Source organism: Acinetobacter sp. 102, assembly GCF_037028485.1.
In the GTDB taxonomy this organism is placed as follows: Bacteria; Pseudomonadota; Gammaproteobacteria; order Pseudomonadales; family Moraxellaceae; genus Acinetobacter; species Acinetobacter higginsii.
On record NZ_JAZEZK010000030.1, the window covers coordinates 1 to 21836 of the forward strand.

General features: G+C 38.6%; 19 protein-coding genes and 1 pseudogene. 9 read left to right on the plus strand and 11 right to left on the minus strand.

The window, feature by feature from the left end; all coding sequences use genetic code 11:
* The 5 genes from WA352_RS20380 to WA352_RS20400 form a co-directional block, all read left to right on the plus strand.
* Positions 1 to 985: HesA/MoeB/ThiF family protein (locus tag WA352_RS20380; protein WP_336143770.1), on the plus strand; the 985-nt coding region annotated here is incomplete at its 5' end.
* Positions 986 to 990: 5 nt separating this feature from the next.
* Positions 991 to 1452: a Mov34/MPN/PAD-1 family protein gene (locus WA352_RS20385; protein WP_005314752.1), complete on the plus strand. Its 462-nt coding sequence runs from the start codon at positions 991 to 993 to the stop codon at positions 1450 to 1452.
* 2 nt (positions 1453 to 1454) lie between these two features.
* Entirely contained in the window at positions 1455 to 2846 is a 1392-nt protein-coding gene (cap4, locus tag WA352_RS20390) for a CD-NTase-associated endodeoxyribonuclease Cap4 (RefSeq protein ID WP_005314749.1), read from the plus strand.
* 44 nt (positions 2847 to 2890) lie between these two features.
* Entirely contained in the window at positions 2891 to 4762 is a 1872-nt protein-coding gene (locus WA352_RS20395) for a hypothetical protein (protein WP_005314747.1), read from the plus strand.
* A 213-nt stretch (positions 4763 to 4975) separates the two neighbouring features.
* Positions 4976 to 5287: a hypothetical protein gene (locus WA352_RS20400; protein ID WP_225761778.1), complete on the plus strand. Its 312-nt coding sequence runs from the start codon at positions 4976 to 4978 to the stop codon at positions 5285 to 5287.
* A gap of 156 nt (positions 5288 to 5443) precedes the next feature.
* On the opposite strand, the gene WA352_RS20405 is transcribed toward WA352_RS20400, so the two are convergent.
* The 6 genes from WA352_RS20405 to WA352_RS20430 all read right to left on the minus strand — a co-directional run bounded on the left by WA352_RS20405 (position 5444) and on the right by WA352_RS20430 (position 12664).
* Complete coding sequence (locus tag WA352_RS20405; RefSeq protein ID WP_005314744.1) at positions 5444 to 6493, minus strand: hypothetical protein; 1050 nt, start codon at positions 6491 to 6493, stop codon at positions 5444 to 5446.
* 181 nt (positions 6494 to 6674) lie between these two features.
* Entirely contained in the window at positions 6675 to 8105 is a 1431-nt protein-coding gene (locus tag WA352_RS20410; RefSeq protein WP_005314740.1) for a hypothetical protein, read from the minus strand.
* A gap of 18 nt (positions 8106 to 8123) precedes the next feature.
* Positions 8124 to 9215 carry a TniQ family protein gene (locus WA352_RS20415; RefSeq protein WP_005314738.1) on the minus strand — a complete coding sequence of 364 codons (1092 nt, stop codon included), beginning with the start codon at positions 9213 to 9215 and terminating at the stop codon, positions 8124 to 8126.
* 19 nt (positions 9216 to 9234) lie between these two features.
* Positions 9235 to 10086, minus strand: a complete 852-nt coding sequence (locus WA352_RS20420) for a TniB family NTP-binding protein (RefSeq protein WP_005314736.1) — start codon at positions 10084 to 10086, stop codon at positions 9235 to 9237.
* Positions 10083 to 11972, minus strand: coding sequence for a Mu transposase C-terminal domain-containing protein (locus WA352_RS20425; protein ID WP_336143776.1), 1890 nt, complete (start codon positions 11970 to 11972; stop codon positions 10083 to 10085). The genes WA352_RS20420 and WA352_RS20425 overlap by 4 nt, the downstream gene beginning before the upstream one ends.
* Complete coding sequence (locus tag WA352_RS20430) at positions 11969 to 12664, minus strand: heteromeric transposase endonuclease subunit TnsA (protein ID WP_004756440.1); 696 nt, start codon at positions 12662 to 12664, stop codon at positions 11969 to 11971. Before WA352_RS20430 ends, WA352_RS20425 begins: the two co-directional genes overlap by 4 nt.
* 113 nt (positions 12665 to 12777) lie before the next feature.
* Here WA352_RS20430 and WA352_RS20435 point away from each other — a divergent pair.
* Positions 12778 to 13368: pseudogene (locus WA352_RS20435) on the plus strand (ATP-binding protein); the annotation flags it as partial.
* Between the two features lie 41 nt (positions 13369 to 13409).
* Here WA352_RS20435 and WA352_RS20440 read toward each other — a convergent pair.
* Positions 13410 to 14198 (minus strand): TorF family putative porin, encoded by a 789-nt coding sequence (locus tag WA352_RS20440; protein WP_005314725.1) that lies wholly within the window; start codon positions 14196 to 14198, stop codon positions 13410 to 13412.
* Between the two features lie 409 nt (positions 14199 to 14607).
* On the opposite strand from WA352_RS20440, the gene WA352_RS20445 reads away from it, so the two are divergent.
* Complete coding sequence (locus WA352_RS20445) at positions 14608 to 15372, plus strand: sulfite exporter TauE/SafE family protein (RefSeq protein WP_005314722.1); 765 nt, start codon at positions 14608 to 14610, stop codon at positions 15370 to 15372.
* Positions 15373 to 15471: 99 nt separating this feature from the next.
* Here the strand turns inward: WA352_RS20445 and WA352_RS20450 are convergent, their stop codons facing one another.
* Positions 15472 to 16284 (minus strand): TorF family putative porin, encoded by an 813-nt coding sequence (locus WA352_RS20450; protein WP_005314719.1) that lies wholly within the window; start codon positions 16282 to 16284, stop codon positions 15472 to 15474.
* Positions 16285 to 17024: 740 nt separating this feature from the next.
* Between WA352_RS20450 and WA352_RS20455 the strand changes: the two genes are divergently transcribed.
* Positions 17025 to 18326 (plus strand): OprD family outer membrane porin, encoded by a 1302-nt coding sequence (locus WA352_RS20455; protein WP_005314717.1) that lies wholly within the window; start codon positions 17025 to 17027, stop codon positions 18324 to 18326.
* Positions 18327 to 18425: 99 nt separating this feature from the next.
* Here the strand turns inward: WA352_RS20455 and ppa are convergent, their stop codons facing one another.
* Both ppa and WA352_RS20465 read right to left on the minus strand, forming a co-directional pair.
* Complete coding sequence (ppa, locus tag WA352_RS20460) at positions 18426 to 18953, minus strand: inorganic diphosphatase (protein WP_004656389.1); 528 nt, start codon at positions 18951 to 18953, stop codon at positions 18426 to 18428.
* A 115-nt stretch (positions 18954 to 19068) separates the two neighbouring features.
* A complete protein-coding gene (locus WA352_RS20465; protein WP_005314714.1) occupies positions 19069 to 19467 on the minus strand; it encodes an MAPEG family protein in 399 nt (132 codons plus the stop codon).
* Positions 19468 to 19617: 150 nt separating this feature from the next.
* Here WA352_RS20465 and WA352_RS20470 point away from each other — a divergent pair, with 150 nt between their 5' ends.
* Positions 19618 to 20010 (plus strand): hypothetical protein, encoded by a 393-nt coding sequence (locus WA352_RS20470; protein WP_004656392.1) that lies wholly within the window; start codon positions 19618 to 19620, stop codon positions 20008 to 20010.
* Between the two features lie 48 nt (positions 20011 to 20058).
* Here the strand turns inward: WA352_RS20470 and WA352_RS20475 are convergent, their stop codons facing one another.
* Entirely contained in the window at positions 20059 to 21738 is a 1680-nt protein-coding gene (locus WA352_RS20475) for a long-chain-fatty-acid--CoA ligase (RefSeq protein WP_005314711.1), read from the minus strand.
* Positions 21739 to 21836: the final 98 nt, after the last annotated feature.

Genomic DNA, 21836 nt, shown 5'->3' on the forward strand with positions numbered 1-21836 from the left:
AGAGGAATTCACAAATTCCATACAGCCTATATTGTTATATGACTTAAAGGGTAACTTGGAACTATTCTTGATTAATAATACAGCACCACTTTTCGTAAGTTATCCTGCTATTAATCTACATGATGATCAGAATCAAAGATTGCCAGCACAATTTAGCCATCTCAATAATACAAGGATAGCAATTGTAGGTCTTGGATCGTTAGGAAGTAAAATTGCAATTTCACTGGCACGGTCGGGCTGTAAAAACTTTCTACTTATTGATGATGATATTCTGGCTCCACACAATCTTGTCCGTAATGAACTCAACTGGTTAGATGTTGGCTTTGCTAAAACCCATGCTGTTGAAAGAGCATTAAAACGAACTGCATTAGACATGCAGGTTGAAACGTATGAAATGCAAATTGGTGGACAGGAAAATCCTCATTTAAATTCCAATATCGCTAATGCCATTGGTACATGTAATCTGATTATTGATGCGACAGCAAGCTCACATACATTTCTAACCTTAGCTGCAATTGCTAAAAGAAAACATATACCAATGGTATGGGGTGAAATCTTTGGTGGCGGTGGTGGAGCAATGATGGCCCGTAGTCGCCCAACGTTAGATGCCTCACCTTTAGAGCTTCGCAATCATATTTATGGTGTCTTACAAACGTTGGAACCAATCCCAGAAGGCAAAGTTAATAATTACGGCTTTCAAACACAAAACCAAACATATATTGCATCAGATGCAGATGTAACGGCTCTTGCAGCGTCTATGACGCAGTTCACATTAGATACTTTATGTACAATTGATGAGCAATCCTCTTATCCATATTCAGCATATTTAATAGGGTTCCGTAAATATTGGATATTTCAATGTCCTTTTGATACTCATCCTATCGATTGTTCAGGTGCGTTAGTAACAGAATCTCCTACGGATAAACAGATATCTGAAAGTGAAAATGGCAATTCTATTGAAGAGCCTGAACCGATGAAAGGTTAATACTGATGCTGAAAATATCCATTCCTACTGATATACAAATTTTACTGATAAAAGCCCTGTTGAAGTCTGGAACCCACGAATGTGGCGGTGTTTTAATGGGTGAGCATATAGGTACAAACCATTTTAGAGTTAGCTCATTAACTGTTCAAAAGAGTGGAACGATAGCATCCTTTGTACGTGGAATTACGGATGCTATCAAAGCAATCCGCCTTTTTCATAAATCAACAAACAATAATTATCAAAAATTTAACTATTTAGGTGAATGGCATAGCCATCCTCTCTTTAGTGTACAACCCAGCAGTAAAGACCATCACACCATGAGGGAATTGGTGTCCGATCCAAAAGTGGGTGCAAATTTTGTAGTCTTACTGATTTTTCATTTAAAAAACAATCATCTTGAGGGCAGTGCCCATACCTACCTACCAGATGGTTCCTGTTACCCATCCACCCTGGATTTAGAGAGATAATAATGAGTGCAAGTCTGTTAGAAAAACAATCAACTGGTGGTGCAATTGCACGAGTAGGGTTTGATTATCAGGATGCCTTTGTATTAAAGAACCTGCCACTATGGCTATCTGAAAGTGCTTTTAGTCACATTGTGAGTGAATCAATAGGTGATGTGGAGGTTTGCTATTTTTCTCCAGAAAAAAATTTACACCGTGTCATGTATGAAGCCAAGAATCATTCTCTTACTCCCACAAAATTTTGGGAAGAAATTGAACGTTTCAAGCAGGCTTTTGACATTCCATCAAGTGAATATATTCGCTTCGGTTTAGTGTGCCCCAGCTATTCAAATACACTTCACCCATTCCTTGCCCAGATTGAGAGAGTTAGAGGCGTTGGTGCTTCATACAATACAGATTCTGTAATTTTGTTAAAAAGCCGTCAGGATATTATTAACTGGTGCGTTGAAAAAGAATTTGACTCCTCGCTTGTTGAATTCGCTCTTGATCACGTTGATTTTATAACTTTCAACGCTGAGAGCAGTGATTCTATCTTTATGGGTGAAATAGGACATTTATCCAACATCGAATTGACTATGACTAAAGTCAGACAGTTAAAAGACCAATTTAAAGATTTGATTTCCCTTTCATCTTCTGGACCTATATACCGTAAAGACTATGAAAATCTTATTTGCCAGGCTTTAGGAAAAGAGAGGGATCAGTGGCTATGCAGTCCTATTAAAATTAACCTTTCTACTTCAACCAGTCAGTACCAAGACCTAAACTTAGATATTCGTGATTTCAATGGTCCTGATCGTGCCCAAAAAACCTCCAGCGACTGGAATAACCTAATCAAAAAAGCAGTATTGATTGGGGATTTCATTCATAACAGTGGTGACCGTAGAATCCTCCTTATAGATGGCAAACAAAGAATGTCCACTGCATGTATGCTTGGCTATGTTTTTAGTGCCACACGTAATTTCCTACTCGAAATAGAACATAATGGCCTCACTTATCGCACTGATGACCATAAACAGAAAGAGGGACAATTTTTTACTAAAATCGACTCTGTTGAGCTACAGAGTGAAACTGAAGCCATAGTCACTATTGGATTTCCTACAGCTATAGGTAAAGACATTGACTCTACGATTAATGAAGTAAAGAGCTTACCTAGACTGAATTTAGAAAGCTGTCATGCCATTGATAATATGGAAACTCTAAATCTTGCTGTCAGAGAGGCAAAATCCGCTTTAGTTTCATTCAAATCTGAAAATAAGTTATCTAAATTACACCTCTTTATTAAGGCACCCTCAGTTTTTGCAATGATCTTGGGACATCGCTTGAATGGTATTTGTGATATCCAGCTTTACGATTGGGTAGATGGGCAGTATATCCCTACAGCCGAACTGAACTTATAAGAAGAATTGACTAGTCGATAATATTACCAATAGAGAGGTTGATCATGAACAATCATTCTAATGAAGAAAATACTGATAACTCTTCAGATAAAAAAAAATCCCCCGCATTCAAAGTTCTTGAATCCAATGCTGAAAAGTTCTTAATGGTGTGGTGGTATGGGGCGTTAGCAAAAGCTGAACGTAGAAATACCCAACCTAAAGTTCATGTTGCTTTTAGGGAACTTCTTGAAGATTACACACCCACAAATAATTTTATTTTTATTGATGCCAATATAACAGATTTGGTGTCTTGGCCTATTGGCACAGTTTGGCATCATGAACGATTGGTTGATTATCTTCCTTTAGAAATACGGGAGTTTGATATTGACCATACGGATTTTACACATACCTATGTTCAAGCATATAAGCGAGACGAAAAGACAGGGAGAATAGATCATTTCTTCTCAGACAAGAATAAATTTTATATTAATCCAAGCCAACGTGAGAATTGCATTTCTTTCTCCTTAAAGGATCAGGAATATAAGGAACTACTCGTACCTTGTTTTGAGTTTCTGGTAAGAGGATATGGTCTCTCTACAGAACTTCCTAGAATTCTGACAACATATGATGAGGCCGAAAGACATGAACGGCTCTACACACCTCATCCACAAGAAGAAAATACCTGGACGATCCTTATAGGTGATAGCCTCACATCAGATGATCATGTATTTATTGCCTACTATAAATACAGCGAATATACCCAGGATGCCGTAAGGATCTTATTTAGCAGTATTGCAAAACATGATGATTTTACTCAAAGAAACCATATATACCCTAAAGTAATGCCATGGCATGAGGAAACGAGAAAAATTAGGGTTTCTGGTTTCTGTCTCCCTGACACCAATGCCTTTTTAGCCTTGACTATTCTTGGAATAGAATTACCTGATCAAACACTCATCAGACGCGTTCCAAAAGTAATTCACCGCGTTAAGAAACCTGTAGATGTTAACTCACCTAATCCTCCTCAATTGCAACTAGGTCCTGGTCAGATTAACGTATCTGAAGATCAAGGGGGGCGCAAACCATTATCACAATCAGTTATTTTAGGTCATGAATTTACCTGGTTAGGAGCAGGACCAGTAGGAGAGAAAAGTAAAACAAAACATGAAAAAACCATCACCCAACCACAAAGAAAGAAAAATACAAAGGAGACAAATACGATTGGTACAGGGCAACCAGATAGCTCCAAGGATATTCTTAATGCCACAATTAATCCGACCACTAATAAAGATAATGCCACAGAATTTGAAGCTCCAGAACAAGGAAGAATTATGGACCTTTGGAATGCTTGCGTAAAAGCACACTCGTTAAATCCCAGTATTGTCAATGCAGTACACTATTATACTTTTGAAGAAGACTTTAATTACAACGATAAACCCACTCTCATGGCCTTTTCCGTCAATTCAGAAACTTTAGAAAATGAAGATATTTCAGATGAAGAAAAACAAGCTTATAAAAATTGGTGTTATGCAAATTCAAATAAAACAGCAACCCGCGGAGCATTAGTCATTCGACTATCTCTTAGAAATTACCCTCCAGTTTATATTTTCGATATACAACCTGCGATTTATGTTTCAAATGCAGAAGGAAAGAGCGTCTACAAGGAACGTGGGCATTCTGGACTAATATTTAGGTCAAAGACCCTAGAACAATTCGAACAGTATATTTCCGATCTCATGAAAAGCTTGCCTTTGTCAGAGGGTTCTTATACGAAAACTCTTCAGGGCTCCAATCTTGTTACCCAATTATTTGTTTTTAGGCGCTCAAAATCTGCTGGCTTTTCAGATGGTGAATCAACTTTATTGAATGCTCTAAGAAAAATTGGAATTACCAATATTCAGCTAAAGGAAGAAAAAAAAGAAAAAAATGAGGGTTAAAATCCAAATTTGACAAATGTAATCATTTTCTTATAAGGGATTAGCACTAAACCTGTATATAAGCTCCCTTCCATAAAATAGTTGCAACAACCTTTGTCAATTTCTATAATTCAATAGTTGTTGAAATATTGAAATGTTGTTTTCTGAAGCCAAACACAATATTAGGAATGGATACCTGCTACAGCACTTGTTCTGTTTATTGTGCTCGCATCAGTGACGCCTCAAATTGGACTTGCTCAAAGTGCTGCCCTTCAGGCTTTACCAATTTACATCGCATTTGCCATTATTGCTCCCTTTGTAGGCTGGGCTATCGCATCCTTGTTTAAACTGGAGCCAAGTTCTACAAGAGCAGTATCTTTTTCAGCATCATATCGAAACTCTTTGGTTATCTTGCCACTAGCCTTAGCAGTACCAGGAAGTATGCCTATTATCCCTGCTGTAATTTTAACGCAAACAATTGTTGAGCTTTGCTTTCTACCAATATATATCCGCTTGATTCCTAAAATATTTCCACACAAGCATTGATTACAAACTCATAAACCAACGCCAAAAATCCCAAATATTTATATTTGGGATTTGTTATTTATGAATTTAGGTAAGTATGGATAATGCGCTTATACATGTTATTTTTATAAGAACTGTCAGAAATACATAATTTGGCTGTTGGAGAAATCCATTAGCTTATTTTTTCAAAATATTCTGCTTAGAAAGTTTTGCTGCAAGTTTTCTTAATGTTATTAGATTCTTTTCATAATGTTTATTTCGCCCCTTTAGTAAATTAGTCAATCGTTGCTGAAATAAACACTCCTCAAGCAGATTCTTCTGCTTACTGGCAATTTTACGTGCTTCTGAATACAACCATAATGCATTGTCCAAAGGGTCTTTGCGTCTAACTCTTTCATCCTGAACAATCCACCTTTTCACATACAGCATTGCAGCAGACATATCCTGATCCATCAGATTTTTAAGTACATCTAGATCATAATTTTCTGATTTGTCTGTTTCGTACATCTTGTGATCTAAACGTAAGACTTGCTCATTTCGCTCTTTGGCGTACTGCCATCCTAGTGGCAGGGGTTCGGGCGGTACAAAATCTTGTTGCTCTGTTAATCGTACTGTTCCACGCTCAATGACTTTGGCAATTAAAGCAACCATGGTCAGTTCTTTTTCATGAGGATAGTCAACAAAATATTGGTCAAAAACAATTTGGGCCTGTTCTTGTCTATCAGCAGCAACCAATGCTCGGACAGCTTTATCTAATAGTTGGATAGAACCCAGAGGGCGCAGAGCAAGAAGCTCCGCCAGTAAACCATTTTCAATAATAGTGTTTGCAAATAATTTGTGATACCTCAATGCTTCTATAAATAGATCAGCCTTTTCATTCACCTCCGTCGCTAACTCAGCATCCAACTCAGTTTTCTTTAACTTTGACTCAATCTCATTTCGATGACTTAAAGCCTCCATATTTAAGCTTCGGCTCATATTTTGACGATTAACCAACTGATCGCCATATTTTGAAAAAAGCTTTTCCTCTTCTTCTAATGCTTGGTTTTCTGATAATTGATCAAGTACGATTCTAACGTTGTATTGATTATTTAGATATTTTTCAACATACAAATCCCAATTCAAATCTCGACCTTTACGCCACGCTCTATCACCACATCCCTTGCCAACATAAAATACTTCACCTGATAATGTTTCATGTACATAAACGTAATACTTATAATCCATTGCTTTTCCTATAGTTGATGTCCATTTTTCTAATTATGAAACATAGAATATAAATAGACCATGTTTATAACAAGTACGTCTAACTTTCACCCTATTTATTGATATTTTCCCCACTATCCTTTCTCATTTTAATTTCTATTTTATAGACAGAAATCATGTGAGGGAGTTACTTACTTCTGGATTAGAATCTTATTGAGGAAAACTCCATGTTCGGTATCCAATATTGTTGATTATTGATCAAGACGTTAAAACCATCTATTTCAACATTCATATCAACTTTATCTACACGATTACAAATGTTTTTATCCAGTCCATGAAAATATCCCAAACACAGTCTCACCCAGGTTAACTCATCAAAATTTTCTGTTGGATTTTTCATCATTGTTAGTAAATCTTTTTCTAACTTCTTCAAATTACTTTTATTTTTCGATTCTTTATCCAACATTCTTGTTGAGTTCAACTGAGTATCATAATTTTTATTTAGAAAGTTAAGAAAGCCTGTTAATGCTGCTGCTTGTCCTGGTGATTGATATAAGTAATGTTTCACATGCCACATCGTAGGTAAGTCTAATCGAGACTGATTAACCAATTGCATTAATGCGGAAGCTGGTTTCATGGCTAAACGGGTCGAGCGAAGAGTGGTGTTACCCAGTTTCATTTTATTTTTTAAATATTGATCATATTCCTGAAGCACTTGGGCAGACAAAGTTAATTCTGGGGATGACTTTACCAACCTCTCCAATTGATCCAATTCTGAACACTGATCTTTTAATTCAGTATTGATTTCTAGTTTATACATTGAAACTAACCATCGCATTGGTAGCTCATATTTGCGTAGACCGCTTGCTCTTAGTCTGTGTAATAAAGGGGCATAATCTGGGATCTGTTCTCTCCAAAGATTATTGGTCTTTTCAAAGAACTGAATGTGTTTATGAATTAGCAATGCAGCCTTATGTGGTCCTAGCTCATGATCAAGCCAATTCATATATTCTTCAAAGTAACCTTTAACACTTGGATTCACTAATGTATTAACTAGTTCTTTAATCCTATTGCCCAATATTCTTCGCCATGAACATGATTCACAATATTTTCCACATCCAGCAGGAATTTGTTGCTGACAGGTTAAACATTGAAGTGGTGGACAGCTTGAACATTTTTTACAAAGCATTTTGCCTGACACAGCATCCTGTTCAACCGACCTATATCTTCTACAACTTTGGCATGTCTGGTAATCACGGGTTGCACACTTTGTGCAAACTCTTAAATTATCCTCAAAACGGCTGATACGAGACAAACGTTGTGATGCCATTCCACATCGTTCACAAGCTTGAAACTCTCTAAAATAAACTGAGCAGCTATTACAAACAGGTCCTTGTTCCGTTATTTTGCCTACAGGGTAATCAATACGTTGACATCGAATACAGGGGCGATTAGTTTCACATTTTTGGCAAACAGCCAATTCATCAGTTTTGTGCAATCTTGAGCTTTTACCACATGATGGGCAATCTCTTTTTTTAAAAACTCGCACATAGCATTTATGGCAATAGTTACGCTGTTTATAGCGTCGGTGTATCTTTTCAACCGCATTACCACATTCATCACACTGAGACATAGCGTTTCCCTCCAAACACTATCCTAATTTTCTTTTTAATCTCAAAAACTTTCGTATTACAGCCTCCTTACTTTTAGGTTTGCGTGTATCAACTAATGCTCTCTTTGGAGGGTAGTTCCTATAAACCGAGCCCAACTGTTCTTCAATAGGTCTTAATATGGCTGGCAACTGGTTTCTCTTATCCCAAAATGAAGATCTGTTCATATTTAAAGATTGTGCTGTTTCAATAAATTTTTCTAGAGGAATGATGAGTAATTGATAAATACAGGAAAATAGCCGTTCCCTCTCGATAACTTGAAGTTGGCTAATAACCAATCCATTCGAGATAAGCTCAGAATGGGGTACCTGAATCTTGAGTTGTTCAAGAAAAGCCCATCCTTTTCCATTTGATGAACTAGCTAGAACTTTTCTAATAAATTGTGAAAATAACTTAATCACCGTTAACCAATCATTTAGTGAAATCAAATTATCCTGATAGGTTGCACGGCCTTGTTCCAAGAATTGATCAAAGATTTTTTGGAATGCCAAGGCATGACAATCCATAAAACGTTCATTAACCTCCAATAAGCTTTTTTTACATATTGAACAGCAAGTCATAACCTGATCAGGGGCTTCAAGTCGCCTAGGTTGAATGGCATTATGACAATTCGGACATTGATCATGTAAACGCTGATTATGTTTCATACAGCCTGTATGCCAGGCAAAGCGCCAGGGCAAACGGAAATAGGCAACATCATCCTCAGACAAACACTTAGGACAATATTGCCAGCCACCTCGATGCTTGCGGTTTCTTGTACCTAATACCAGATACCATGAATCAAGGGTTCCATTATCCAAGTTATATTTAAATAAGAAATTGCGAAGCGTAGCCGAATCAAATTGGCTTTCATCAATTTTTGTTGTATTGACCAAGGCCCGTAAATGCTCTGAGCTTAAACCTCGATCTACATCTACTGACCAAATTCGCCATTTAGGCCAGAGTACCCCTGTTAGACTTAATGGGTCACAACCACTATCGAGTGCAGCACGTATCAACCATGAAGACAATGCCTCATCTTTCTGTAAAGTCGTGGGGATAATCCATGAATGGACTTCTGTTGTACCTATCATACCTAGTCCTCCACATGGCTTATTTCACACTTTCTAGTAAGCTGCGGTCGATAAACTCCTGACCAGAAACAATAGCTTTCTTTGCAGCTTCCCGTAAAAGCGTTCGCAGATTACCTAAATTTCCATCGGTAATATCATGTAGATATTTTACTGTTGCTGGCTCAGCCAGTTTTGAAGCCTGTTTGAGTGGAAGAACTTTTTCAAACTTATTTACCATGGCCTGAAAGTCCTTATCTAGCTTCCATAAGGGCAAATTAACCACACGAAAACGGCTTACATGCTGTGGATCAGTACGCAGGACACTAATCGCTTCTTCTGTACCAAACCCAACAATGGGTATCTGTGTTTCATTACACAAATACTTAATTGCATTCATTACTGTTCTTTGCTTAATCGGGCTGCCACATAATAAAGAATTCATTTCGTCGATAATGAGGAGTTTTACCTCGTAAAGTTTAAGGCAATGGACCACTTGGTAACGTAGCTTCGCAACAGGATCTCTTTCTCGAAAGGGAACCCAGAACTTATCAAGAATAGCCATATACAAAGCTTTTTCATCAGGTGAAACAGGTGCCTGCACAACAATTACAGGTTTTACTGCATTATTTTCTGCATTGACATAACCCTCCCCATACAGCTTAAAGAACTGATTAATAATTGAGGTCTTACCATTATTTGGCTTACTCAATACCAGTAAGTTGGGCATACGGCTCCGCTTCGGAAGTGTCAGGAATCCTTTCAATTGGTCTAGTAAGTCATTGGCTGCTGGATACCCAATCCATCGGTCCTCTTCCAGGAAGTAGAGCCTGTCCTCATTAGACTGTTCCACAATAGGGCGAAACTCTTGAAAAACATGTGAATAGTTACTCATGAAATATCCTCATCATTTTCCAGTTCATCGAGAGGCAATAAACCATATACGCTATCAAGCTGTTGCTCCAAAATCGTACTCTCTTGTTGAGGTTTTTTGCCCTGAATTGATGCAGGATTAACACTCATTTGGTGTTGGGTACTGCGCTGACGTGATCTGCGAGCCCGTCGAGTTTTAGTGCTTGCTTCCTGAACACGTTCCCTAAGTTTAGCTAGAGCCTGTCCAAGTTCATGATCTTTTAGATATTCGCCATTTTCCTTTTTTAGCTCTTGAATCTTTTTGTGTTCCCAAATACTAAATGGCGGAATACTTTGATCCGCTAAAGGTACCTTAAAATAATTTTTGATTTCGGGATCAAAGAACCATATCTCACTAATATTTCTTGGATCACGCCTAAAGATAAATTTACGTTTTTCCTTTTGATTATAGGGGTCTACAGCATTAATCCAACCTCTTAATACATCAGCATAATAAGCAAGGCCATCAATTGTTACACCTGTTGTTTGAATCGTCCTTTCAAAACTTGGTAGAAAATCAAGAAAGAAATTATGATCATTTGCAGGCAATCTGGCAGCTCCAGAACCTAACGTGTTTTTATCGCCAAAGATACCCAACTCAAAAGCATGTAGTGGAGAAGTACCTAAAGCAGAGTGTTTTCTTTTGTGGTAAACATTACAGATAAAATCAATTAGCCAGTCCTCAAATTCGGAAAATGTGAAAACTGCTTCCGTATCTGAGTTATAGCCTTTTCTTTCAAAAATATTTGAAAAAGTTGTTCCTGGAACTGCGTGAATATCCGTTGCAAATGTTCCCATCAAACGTTCAATGTGCCCACCAAAACGTGGTTTTTTAACTGGTCGGTATTCCAGACGAATATCATGTGCCATACAGGCATTTCTGAAAGTTTCTGAGTGAAACTCAGGTCCATTATCGACATGAATGGTGTTCATAATTCCCCAGACAGGCCATTCAGCTTGAATCTTGCGCGAAGCTAGCCATTTCTCTTTGGGCAGTACAGCTTGAGAAACGCTCATTGCAATCGACATAACAGAGGGAGCATCTAATGATAAGTAATATCCCACAACTACCCTTGTACGCACATCAATTGCCAATGTAAGAAAAGGTCGTCCTATAGGGCACCTGCTAAAATCATCAACCAGAATAAGATCAACGGGTGTATGGTCAATCTGTACAACGGCAAGTGGATAATCAGCATGAGGGAATTTCCCTGCGGCAGGTGTAAATTTGTTATCGGCCTTTTCCTTATACCCCCTCTTACGAAGAGAGTCTCTCTGGCTAATCGCTGCAATACGATTTCTTACTGTATTGGCATGAGGCACCTCTAGGATATGGTATTCATGACATAAGCGTTTCACTTCAAGTACAACTTTTTGAACACTTATTCTTTGATTAGTTAGGTATAAATCGTTGATGGCTTTTTCAATGATTGCTTCAGCATGTTTATTAATTATCTTCTTGCCTTGTGGCAATCCCTCTTTTCTAGGTCGCAATCCATCAATAGTTCCATATGCTTTATAAATTTTTAACCATCTATATATGGTGGCTGGATTTATATCATGTTCCTGAGCACGTAATTCTACTTCCTTACGACCACTCACACCTCCCTCAATGAAAGGACGGATGATGTTGAAACGCCTTTCAGCCTCAATCCAGTCTTTATCAGCGATGAGCTCTAGATCTTCATGTTGTTCCACAGCTATTGACGGCCTTAATTCACTGATAGCCGCAACATTTTTCCTACCTGTATTATTGTTTTCAACAAAAACTGATTTCAGGTCAATGACTTCAATAATCGTATGGGGAATCCCTTTTATCTGAACAGGCTCCCCAGCAGCTATTTTGATATTCACACGTCTATCATTCATGACAAACTCCCACTTACCCAAAGTTCAGTAGATGGCTGTAAAGGTGCATTTAAATCGCAAACCAGATAACCATGAGCAACTAAATACCAAATTTGACTAATTCCATTTGCTCTGTCCCATTTGCCAAGGAAATGTCTGGCTAATAGAGTCTCAAAAGTTACGGCTCCTCGATCTCTCACATAAGCCAATAGGTGCATTGAATCGGCAGGAGGAAATTCCATCTTTCGGTACTTTTGTAAAAACATGGCATTCGACCATAACTGATCCCGAATCCGACCCTCATGTGCAATATGAAATTTCCAACCCTCTTCTTTGCATACCCTCATGGCAGCACGATATCTAGCTTTCCATAAATGTAAATTAACTTGCAATTCATCTATAGGTTTTACTTCAACCAGTTTAGGTGCAATAAATGGAAGAAAATCATCATGCTTATAAGTTACGAGAAAGTCAGGGGTATAAACTCGTTTCTGTCCATTATCAAAATACTCAATGGTAAAGGGTTGAGACTCAACAGCAAGAACATTAGGGTCAACCTCTAATCGAATGAGAAAATCGCGTTCCAATGTTGATTCAAAGGCCACTGCGGAATCTTTTTTAAAAGGGTATAAACCAGATACACTAATGCGTGTATTACCAATTTTTCTTCGAGCTGGTACGATGTTAACGGTGTCGCATGATTGATTGTTCATTCTAGGTTCCGTTGCATAGTTCTTTATAAAATTTGTCGCATAGTTCTTTGTAAAATGGGGTCTAAGTCATTGAGCCTAAATCATATTGTCGCATAGTTCTTTGGAAATGACATGAATTACCTGAGTTTGATCGCAAGGTGCTTGAGGTACTACGCCAACCACTGGAATCTAAAGAGATCGTGATTTCACGCGCGGCGCGGCAAATGACTTTTCCTGCAAATTTTCAGTTTATAGCCGCAATGAACCCTTGCCCTTGTGGTTATGCCTTTAATCAGGATAGTCGTTGCCAATGTTCTCCAGACAGCATTCAACGTTATCAAAATCGAATTTCCGGCCCGCTATTAGATCGGATTGATTTACATATTGATGTTCCACCTTTACAGACACAAGAATTACAGGATCGTACTCCAACCGAAAACTCTAACACGGTACGACAACGCGTCATCCATGCTTATGAAAAACAAATCCAGAGACAACATTGTTTAAATCAGGCGCTCTCTCCCAAATTATTGGAACAGCATGCCTTATTAGATGGCAGCTCGACCAAAATTATTGAAATGGCACAACAGCGGCTCAATCTTTCTGCTCGCGCCTATCATCGGGTGTTAAGAGTGGCTCGAACCATTGCAGATCTAGCCGAAAGCGAACTCATCAGTAGCAGCCATATCACTGAAGCCTTGTCCTACCGCAGTCAGCAAAGCTAAAAAAGCGACCTTGAGGTCGCTTTTTTATGGCTCAGACTCCATTAGAAGGCATAACCTAATGCTAAGACTACTTTATTCTTTTGTTTGGTTTCATCACGAGTATAGCCACCAAAAATATAATCCAGACTCCACGTTGCGCCAGTATTGCCCAATGGGTGCGATAAACCGAGCGTTGCATGACGGAAGGCAAAATCCGTTTTGGTTACATCGCCAGCTTTGGCTTGGTAAGCCAGATATTCATCGTCATCGCCATAATAATAGGCTGCAACTTGCGCTTTACCTGTAAATCCACCTGCTAGTTTTGGTGCATAGGTCGCCAAGAAATAGGTATCTCCCTTATTTCCGAAGGTGACATTATTCAACAAAGTCTGTGCTGTAATGCTGAAATCTTTATAGCTCAAACCCAAGATGGTTTCATAACCTGTCGATTCCCAACCTGGATAATAGTAATAAACCGTTCCGCCGATTTGATAACCAAGATCCTCGGTAATTTTGCCTTTATAGCCCGCGTAAAAATCGTTTTCGAAGGATTTTTTCTCTTCTTTCACATCAGTAGGCGAAGTATTAAAGTCTGCATAGGCAGCGGTTAAAGTCGAAAACCAATAGCCCAAATAAAAGCCACTGTCATGTGTATAATCCAGCCCCCCTTGCACTGCGGGTGTATCACTTTCTGGTGAGTTGGTCATCCCACGTAAATTATAGCTTGATACCACATTGACATTACCCGTAACGGTACCTGGAAAAGGGAGTTTACTCTCCTCAGCCAAGCTTAATGTTGATGCTGTGGTCAGCATTCCCAGTACCGCAGCCTTGCATGCAAGTTTCATCATATTGGTCTCCCCCTATATTTTAGATACTCAATTGATTTTTAAGCTTTAAATTGCATCACCAGCTATTTAGCAAATGCTGTGCCAAGCTCAAATAAAAAAGAAATACCAATAAAATCAATGTTTAGGAATACAAAAGATGGAACTTGGGGGTGGAGAGCAGCATTTGTGCAGCCAGAAATATGGCTATCTTGCAACCAAAATGGGCTATTGATGCTCGCCATAGCGCACAAACAGCACTGTTTTAGCCAAGCAAAGAACTTTCATACATTCAAATCTTTATTTTTAATCTGCATAAAAAAACAACAAAGCTAAGCAAACGATGTTTTAATCATTCGATTAGATTCTTATTTAAAACACTGCATAAAGCACATACAACAACATCATTTTTCCCTCAGATTGGCTGATTTTTATGATTGATCAAACCGCCCTACTAACTTTAGGACTCTTTGCCTTCTGTGGTGGTCTGATCGATGCCGCAGTAGGTGGTGGTGGTTTAGTCCAAATTCCGGCGCTGTTACATGCCTTGCCTCAGCACAATATTGCAACCGTTTTTGGCACCAATAAATTAGCGGTTTGGGCGGGAACCACCGCCTCATTTTTGAGATATGTTCATAAAATTACTTTTGTCTGGAAGCTTCTGATCCCCACCATGCTTGCGGCATTTATATGTGCATTTGCGGGTGCAATGACAACAGCCCATGTTCCAAAGCAGCTCATGAGCTATGTTGTTTTCTGTTTACTCATCTTGATGGCCATCTATACTTTTTTAAAGAAAGACTTAGGTGCGCGCAGTACCTATGTGAAATGCGGACATAAAGAAATTTCTCTGGGCATCCTTTTTGGCGGGTTGATTGGATTCTATGATGGCGTTTTTGGGCCAGGCAGCGGCAGCTTCCTGCTTTTTCTGTTTGTAAAGGTTTTTGGTTTTGATTTTCTCAATGCCTCGGCATCGGCCAAAATCGTGAATATTGGTACCTTTAGTTCAGCACTTTTATTTTTTATTCCCACAGGTCATGTACTCTGGCAAATCGGTTTAATCGTTGCCTTGTGCAATGTGCTGGGTTCCTTCGCGGGTGTTTTTCTGGCATTACGTTATGGTAGCCAATTTATCCGATGGTTTTTTCTGATCCTTTTAGTTTTTCTCATTTTAAGAATGGGATTCTCTCTCTTTTAAATCGGCCATAAAGTGCAGAACCAAAACGAGTAAATCACCAAGCGTATAAAATAAAAAAAGCCAGCATGGTGACTGGCTTTTTTATTTATTCGAAGAATATTAGAAGGTTTTGGTCAAACTAAATAACACACCAGTGTCATATGGTTTCTTCTGCGCATTAGTCATACCAGATTTACTGATATTTGTACCAACCACATCAACCTCAGCTAAGATACCAAGAAAGTTATAATTTACACCCAGTTTATAATCAACATAGTTATCGTCCTTGCCGGGCCCGCCAGCAACAACACTTAATGAGTCTGCATTTTTGAGTTTGTTGTAACCGACAGATGCAAGACCTGTTAAGCCTGTATCCGCAATTGGTGCAGAATAGCCAAGGTTAAAATACCAAAAATCATCACTTCTACCCCAGTAATCTGGCGAATAATTCACACCAACACTTAGAGCATCACCAGCAAAAATGGTTTCAGGGAATGTTAACTTTCCGAATACTTCAGTAAATGCCAGACCTTTTTTACCATTATAGCTATTTGTATAATTTGACTTAGAGCCAATATAACCATAATGGATAACACCAACGTCATATACTGGCTTAATTTTATCGGTCAAAGCAAAACTATTGGTAAAACCTAATGTAGCGTCAGTTTCAGTTGATACACCTGATATACCAAAATCAACACTCGATCCCCAAAGAGCTAGATAAGCACCTGAAGTATGTGAGAATGTAAAACCGCCTTGAATCGCAGGATTATTTGAGGATTGTGTTACACCACGGAAACGGTAGTCTGTTGTTGCAGAGACATTACCTGATGCCGTTACACCATAAAGTGAAGGCTTATCTTCCGCCATAGCAAAAGTCGAAGTCACTGCACAAATACTCAACGCGATCGCTTTACATGCAAATTTCATCATATTGATCTCCCCCATGATGGATATTCGACTGATTTATGTTTTAAATTGCATCGCAAAGTAATTAGCAATTGCTGTGCCAACTCTATAAAAGCTGCGTCAAATCTCGATTCCGTTCCATAAAAGTGCCGATACAAGAATATCAATGCCTCCGAATTGCGCTTTGTCAGGAAATCTTTTTATTTTTTGAGCGATTTCAAGGCAGCAGAGATTTTAAGCATTTTTTTTGCACAAAAAAGAGGCATATCCATAAAAACAAAATCATTCGAAATGCTTAAAAGATCGGCGTTATGCCGTAAAAATCAATAATGTTCTATAAAAGTGCATGAACAAAAAACTTAAATCAGCCTGAAGCGCTGTAACTATTGGATTGATCAGTCACTGTCATTCGTCGGGATGTCATTTTTTGCAAATCGATTCGCTTGTTTTTTAAACAAAGAAAAAATAACTCTTTCAATAAAAAGAAAAAATACAGCAATAAATCACATATTTTTATAAAAATAAATCAAAAAATATACAGCTCATTTTACAACCAAATTAAATTAATTAATATATAAAAATCATTATCTTAAATTTAATTTGATGACTTTTTAAACGAGAAACAAATCATAAAATTATATAAGTATTTTATTTAATAATAATTAAATTATTTTAATAAAAATCTATCTTTTTTATGCATAACTTATACAATTGGTCAAAATTTCGGTCTTATCCCAAATTTATTTTTTTTAATGAGGCGAGCTATGCCAAAGGCAAATAAACTTACTTTAGCGGTTTTGATTAATGCCGCGTTAATTACCTCAACATATGCAAGCGAACAAAGCGAAGCAAAAGGACTTGTTGAAGATGCCAAAGGGGATATTTTATTCCGTACTGGTTATTTAAATCGTGACAAGAAAAACTACATTGATCAAAAAGGTGAAGAAATACGAGTTAAAGATACTAGCTCATATGCCCAAACTGCAATGGTAAAACTGGAAACTGGTTTTACTCAAGGTTTAATCGGTTTTGGTGTTGGTGTGATCGGTGACGGTTCTTTCAAATTAGGCTCAAACAACAATTCTGGCAACGGTATGATTCCGAAACGTCCAGATGGTTCGGCTTATGATCACTGGGCACGTGGTGGCGGTTTTGTTAAAGCCCGTATCTCGAATACAACTGTGACTTATGGTACTCAAATTCTAGACCTACCTGTCTTGGCAAGTAATACCACGCGTTTGGTTCCTGAATACTTTGAAGGTGTTTTGGCAACTAGCCGTGAGATTGATGGCTTAGAATTAACAGCGGGTAAATTCACCAAAGACCAATACTCTGATCAAATCAATCGCGATGGCCGAAAGCTTGATAGTGCTGTGGTTTGGGGCGCAAAATACAAATTCGATGACAATTTAAGTACATCTTATTTTGGCATGGATAGCAAAGACAAACTAAAACGTCATTATGTCAATGCGAACTATAAACAACCCTTGGATAAAGATAGCGCACTGACTTATGACTTAAGTGCTTATCATACTAAGTGGGATGAAAAAGCGACAACGTATTCAAGCACGACTGATGATTTGTCTAATCGCAAAAATACCATTTGGGCGCTTTCTACGACCTATAACACTGGTCCGCACAGCGTGATGTTGGCTTATCAACAAAACAATGGCAACACTGGTTATGACTACGGCGAGAACGCTGATGGCGCTCAAAGTATCTATTTACCAAACTCTTACCTATCTGACTTTATTGGTAACAGCGAAAAATCTGCGCAATTACAATATAACGTCGACTTTGGTGGTTATGGTGTTCCTGGCTTAAGCTGGACCACTGCATTTGTTTACGGTTGGGACATTAAAGTTAAAAACGTAACAGACAATGCTCAAGAACGTGAATTCTTTAACCAAGTGAAATACACCGTTCAATCTGGTTTTGCAAAAGATGCAAGCTTACGTTTACGTCACTCTTATTACCGTGCAAGCGATGCTTATCAAGCGGGTAACTATATCGGTGATACCAACGAATGGCGTATCTGGCTTGATATCCCTGTGAAATTATTCTAATTCACAGTTGATCAAGCAATAAAAAAACTCCATTCAAATGAATGGAGTTTTTTTATGACCAAACTTTAAAAAACTAAAGCTTGGTCTAATATTTCAAAGTTACTTTTTAGCAGCTTCGATTGCTTTAAGTACTTCTGCTTTCGCAACATCTGCACCTTCCCAGCCACTGATTTTCACCCACTTACCAGGCTCTAAATCTTTGTAGTGAGCAAAGAAGTGCTCAACTTGGCTGATCAATAACGGTGGAAGATCCGTATATTCTTGAACATCTTTATAAAGTGGAGATAATTTTTCGTGTGGAACAGCGATGAGTTTCGCGTCGATACCACCGTCATCTTCCATTTTCAATTTACCGACTGGACGGCAACGAATCACAGAACCAGCAGCGACAGGGTGTGGAGTTACAACAAGTACGTCTAATGGGTCACCATCTTCAGACAATGTATTTGGTACATAACCGTAGTTTGCTGGATAGAACATTGCTGTACCCATGAAACGGTCTACAAATAACGCATCTGAATCTTTATCGATTTCATATTTGATTGGCGCTGCATTTGCAGGAATTTCAATGATGACATAGATGTCGTTTGGTGCGTCTTTACCCGCAGGAATATTGCTATAGCTCATATCAACACTCGTTTATATTGTGAAGTCAGATGTAAATCGGACAGATTATAACGTGAATACAATGAAAATGATGCTAGATATACGCCGAGCTGGTGAATTTTATAGCCAGCCATGCTTAAGTCATTTTGATTGTGATCACGAACAGTAAAATTGGACAAAGTAGCGAGAAAAACCAAATGATTGAACGCAAAGTTGCAAGATTGGCTAAATAACAAATCCCATAAATCACGCGAAATACAACATAGGCCCAGCCCAAGCTAAAAATGAATCGCTCTGGTACCACCATATATTCAGCCATCAAAATCGCAGCGATAAACAAAGGTAAGCTTTCAAAGCTATTCTGTTGCACCGCATTGGCACGTGCAGACAAGCCCGTGGTTTTGGCTAAAAACTCACGCGGATTTTGATTATCTTTTGCTTGAAAACCACCTTTTGATTTCGCAATCAAGGTAAACACATACGGCAACAAACATGCGACTATAATCATCAATATAATGCCGCTAATACCTTGCATGCTGATATCCATCATTTGAAGTTCTTCTGATCATGCTATCATAATCTATAATTTATTGAACTTTCATTTGTGCTTGTTCAACAAGCGTTTCTTTTACACAGCATGTTTGTGTAAAAGTTGTGTTTTTTCATACAGTTTTAAGGTCAACCTATGCAGCAGCAAGATCAAAAAGAAATGTTTGATGTTCTGGCACAGCAACGACAACATCAGCTTTTGGTTGATCGTGTATTGAAAGTCGTGCTCCCAATCATGGCGTTTTTACTCAGCGTCATTTGTGCAAATCTGAATTGGCAGTCGACCTTGGGTACTTTTGTGATCCTCAGCATTGCCTTCTATGCGGTCGGTATTTACCGTTTGACCCTATGGCACTGGCTAGCAGTGATTGTGCTCTATGCTGTTGCTGATAATTATTTTAGCTTTAATGGTATTGATCCAACCCGTTTACGTTTCCAACTGGCAACCATGGTGGTTTTTGTCGGCATTGTCGGTATCGGACGACCGTATATCGATCGCTGGTTAATGAAATCAAATCGTACTAAATAAATCCAAATAAAAAACGCCGCAATTGCGGCGCTTTTTTTAGCTTTATGCTTAAGCTGGTTTACGTAAGTCTTTACGTAAGATTTTACCTACGTTTGACTTCGGTAATTCTTCCATAAACTCAACATAACGTGGGCACTTATAACCTGTTAGGTTTTGTTTTGCATAAGCAATAATTTCTTCAGTGGTTAAAGACGGATCTTTCTTCACGATGAATAATTTTGGCACTTCACCTGATTTTTCATCTGGAACGCCAATTGCAGCCACTTCCAATACTTTAGGATGTTTCGCAATCACTTCTTCAATTTCACTTGGATAAACGTTGAAGCCAGATACCAAGATCATGTCTTTCTTACGGTCAACAATCTTCACATAACCACGTGAATCCATCACACCGATATCACCGGTACGGAAGTAATTGTCAGCAGTCATCACTTTGGCAGTTTCGTCTGGACGGTTCCAATAACCCTTCATCACTTGTGGGCCACGGATCGAGATTTCGCCTTGTTCACCTAGTGCAACTTCATTACCGTCGTCATCCAAGATTGCAACTTCAGTTAATGGCAATGGAATACCAATGGTGCCACTGAATTCAGTTGTCGCAGGTGGATTTGCTGTTGCAACTGGCGAAGTCTCAGATAAACCATAACCTTCGATAATGGTTGTACCTGTGATCTTTTTCCATGCTGCTGCAGTCGATGGCAATACTGCCATACCACCACCCATCGCCATCTTCAGATTGCTATGGTCAAGCTGTTTAAATTCTTCATTGTTCACCAAAGCATTAAACAAAGTGTTTACCGCTGGGAAGAATGAAGGTTGGTATTTACGTAATTCACCAACAACGGCAGGTAAATCGCGTGGATTCGGGATCAAGATATTCGCTTGGCCTTTGTACATACCGTAAAGCGCGCACACCATGAATGCAAAGATGTGATACAGCGGCAATGCACAAACAATGCGATCACCTTTCGCACTGTCAGAAGTACCAAACTTACTTGAGAAAATGGCTTCACACTGAAGTAAGTTCGCCACAAGGTTACGATGCGTTAATTCAGCACCTTTAGAAACACCTGTAGTACCACCCGTATATTGCAGGACCGCAGTATCGCTTAAGGTTAAGCTTGGACGTTTATAATTGCTTGGATTGGCTTTGTTTAATGCAACATTAAATTTGGTATGGCCCGGAATATTCCACGCTGGGATTTGCTTACGCACTTTACGTAGCACGAAGTTGACCAATGTACCTTTTAGCGTACCCAACATATCACCTACAGAAGCCACCACAACATGCTTCACAGGTGTTTTACCAATAATGCTTTGATAAACGCTGGCAAAGTTTTCAATGATTACCAACGCTTCAGCACCCGAGTCATTCAATTGATGCTCAAGCTCACGCGCTGTATACAGTGGGTTCACGTTTACAAGCACTAAACCTGCACGGAATACCCCTAAAGCCACCACTGGATATTGGAAAACGTTCGGCATCATGACCGCAACACGTGTTCCTTTTGCTAAACCTAAGCTTTGTAAATAAGCAGCGAATTTACGGCTAGCGACTTCTAATTCATTAAACGTTAAAACTTTATCCATGAAGATAAAGGCATCACGTGAACCAAATTTTTGGAAATTGCGTTCAAAAATATCAACAAGTGAGGTGTTTTCAGCAGGCAGTTCAACTGTTTCTGGAATTCCTGTCTTTTGGTATTCAGCAAACCAAATCTTTTCCATAATGCCATTATCTCCGAGTGGTAATCCTTAAAAATGTAACAACGTTACGTCCATGACAAAACATTTTTTTTAACTTTTTGAATTGCCCTGTCAATCTA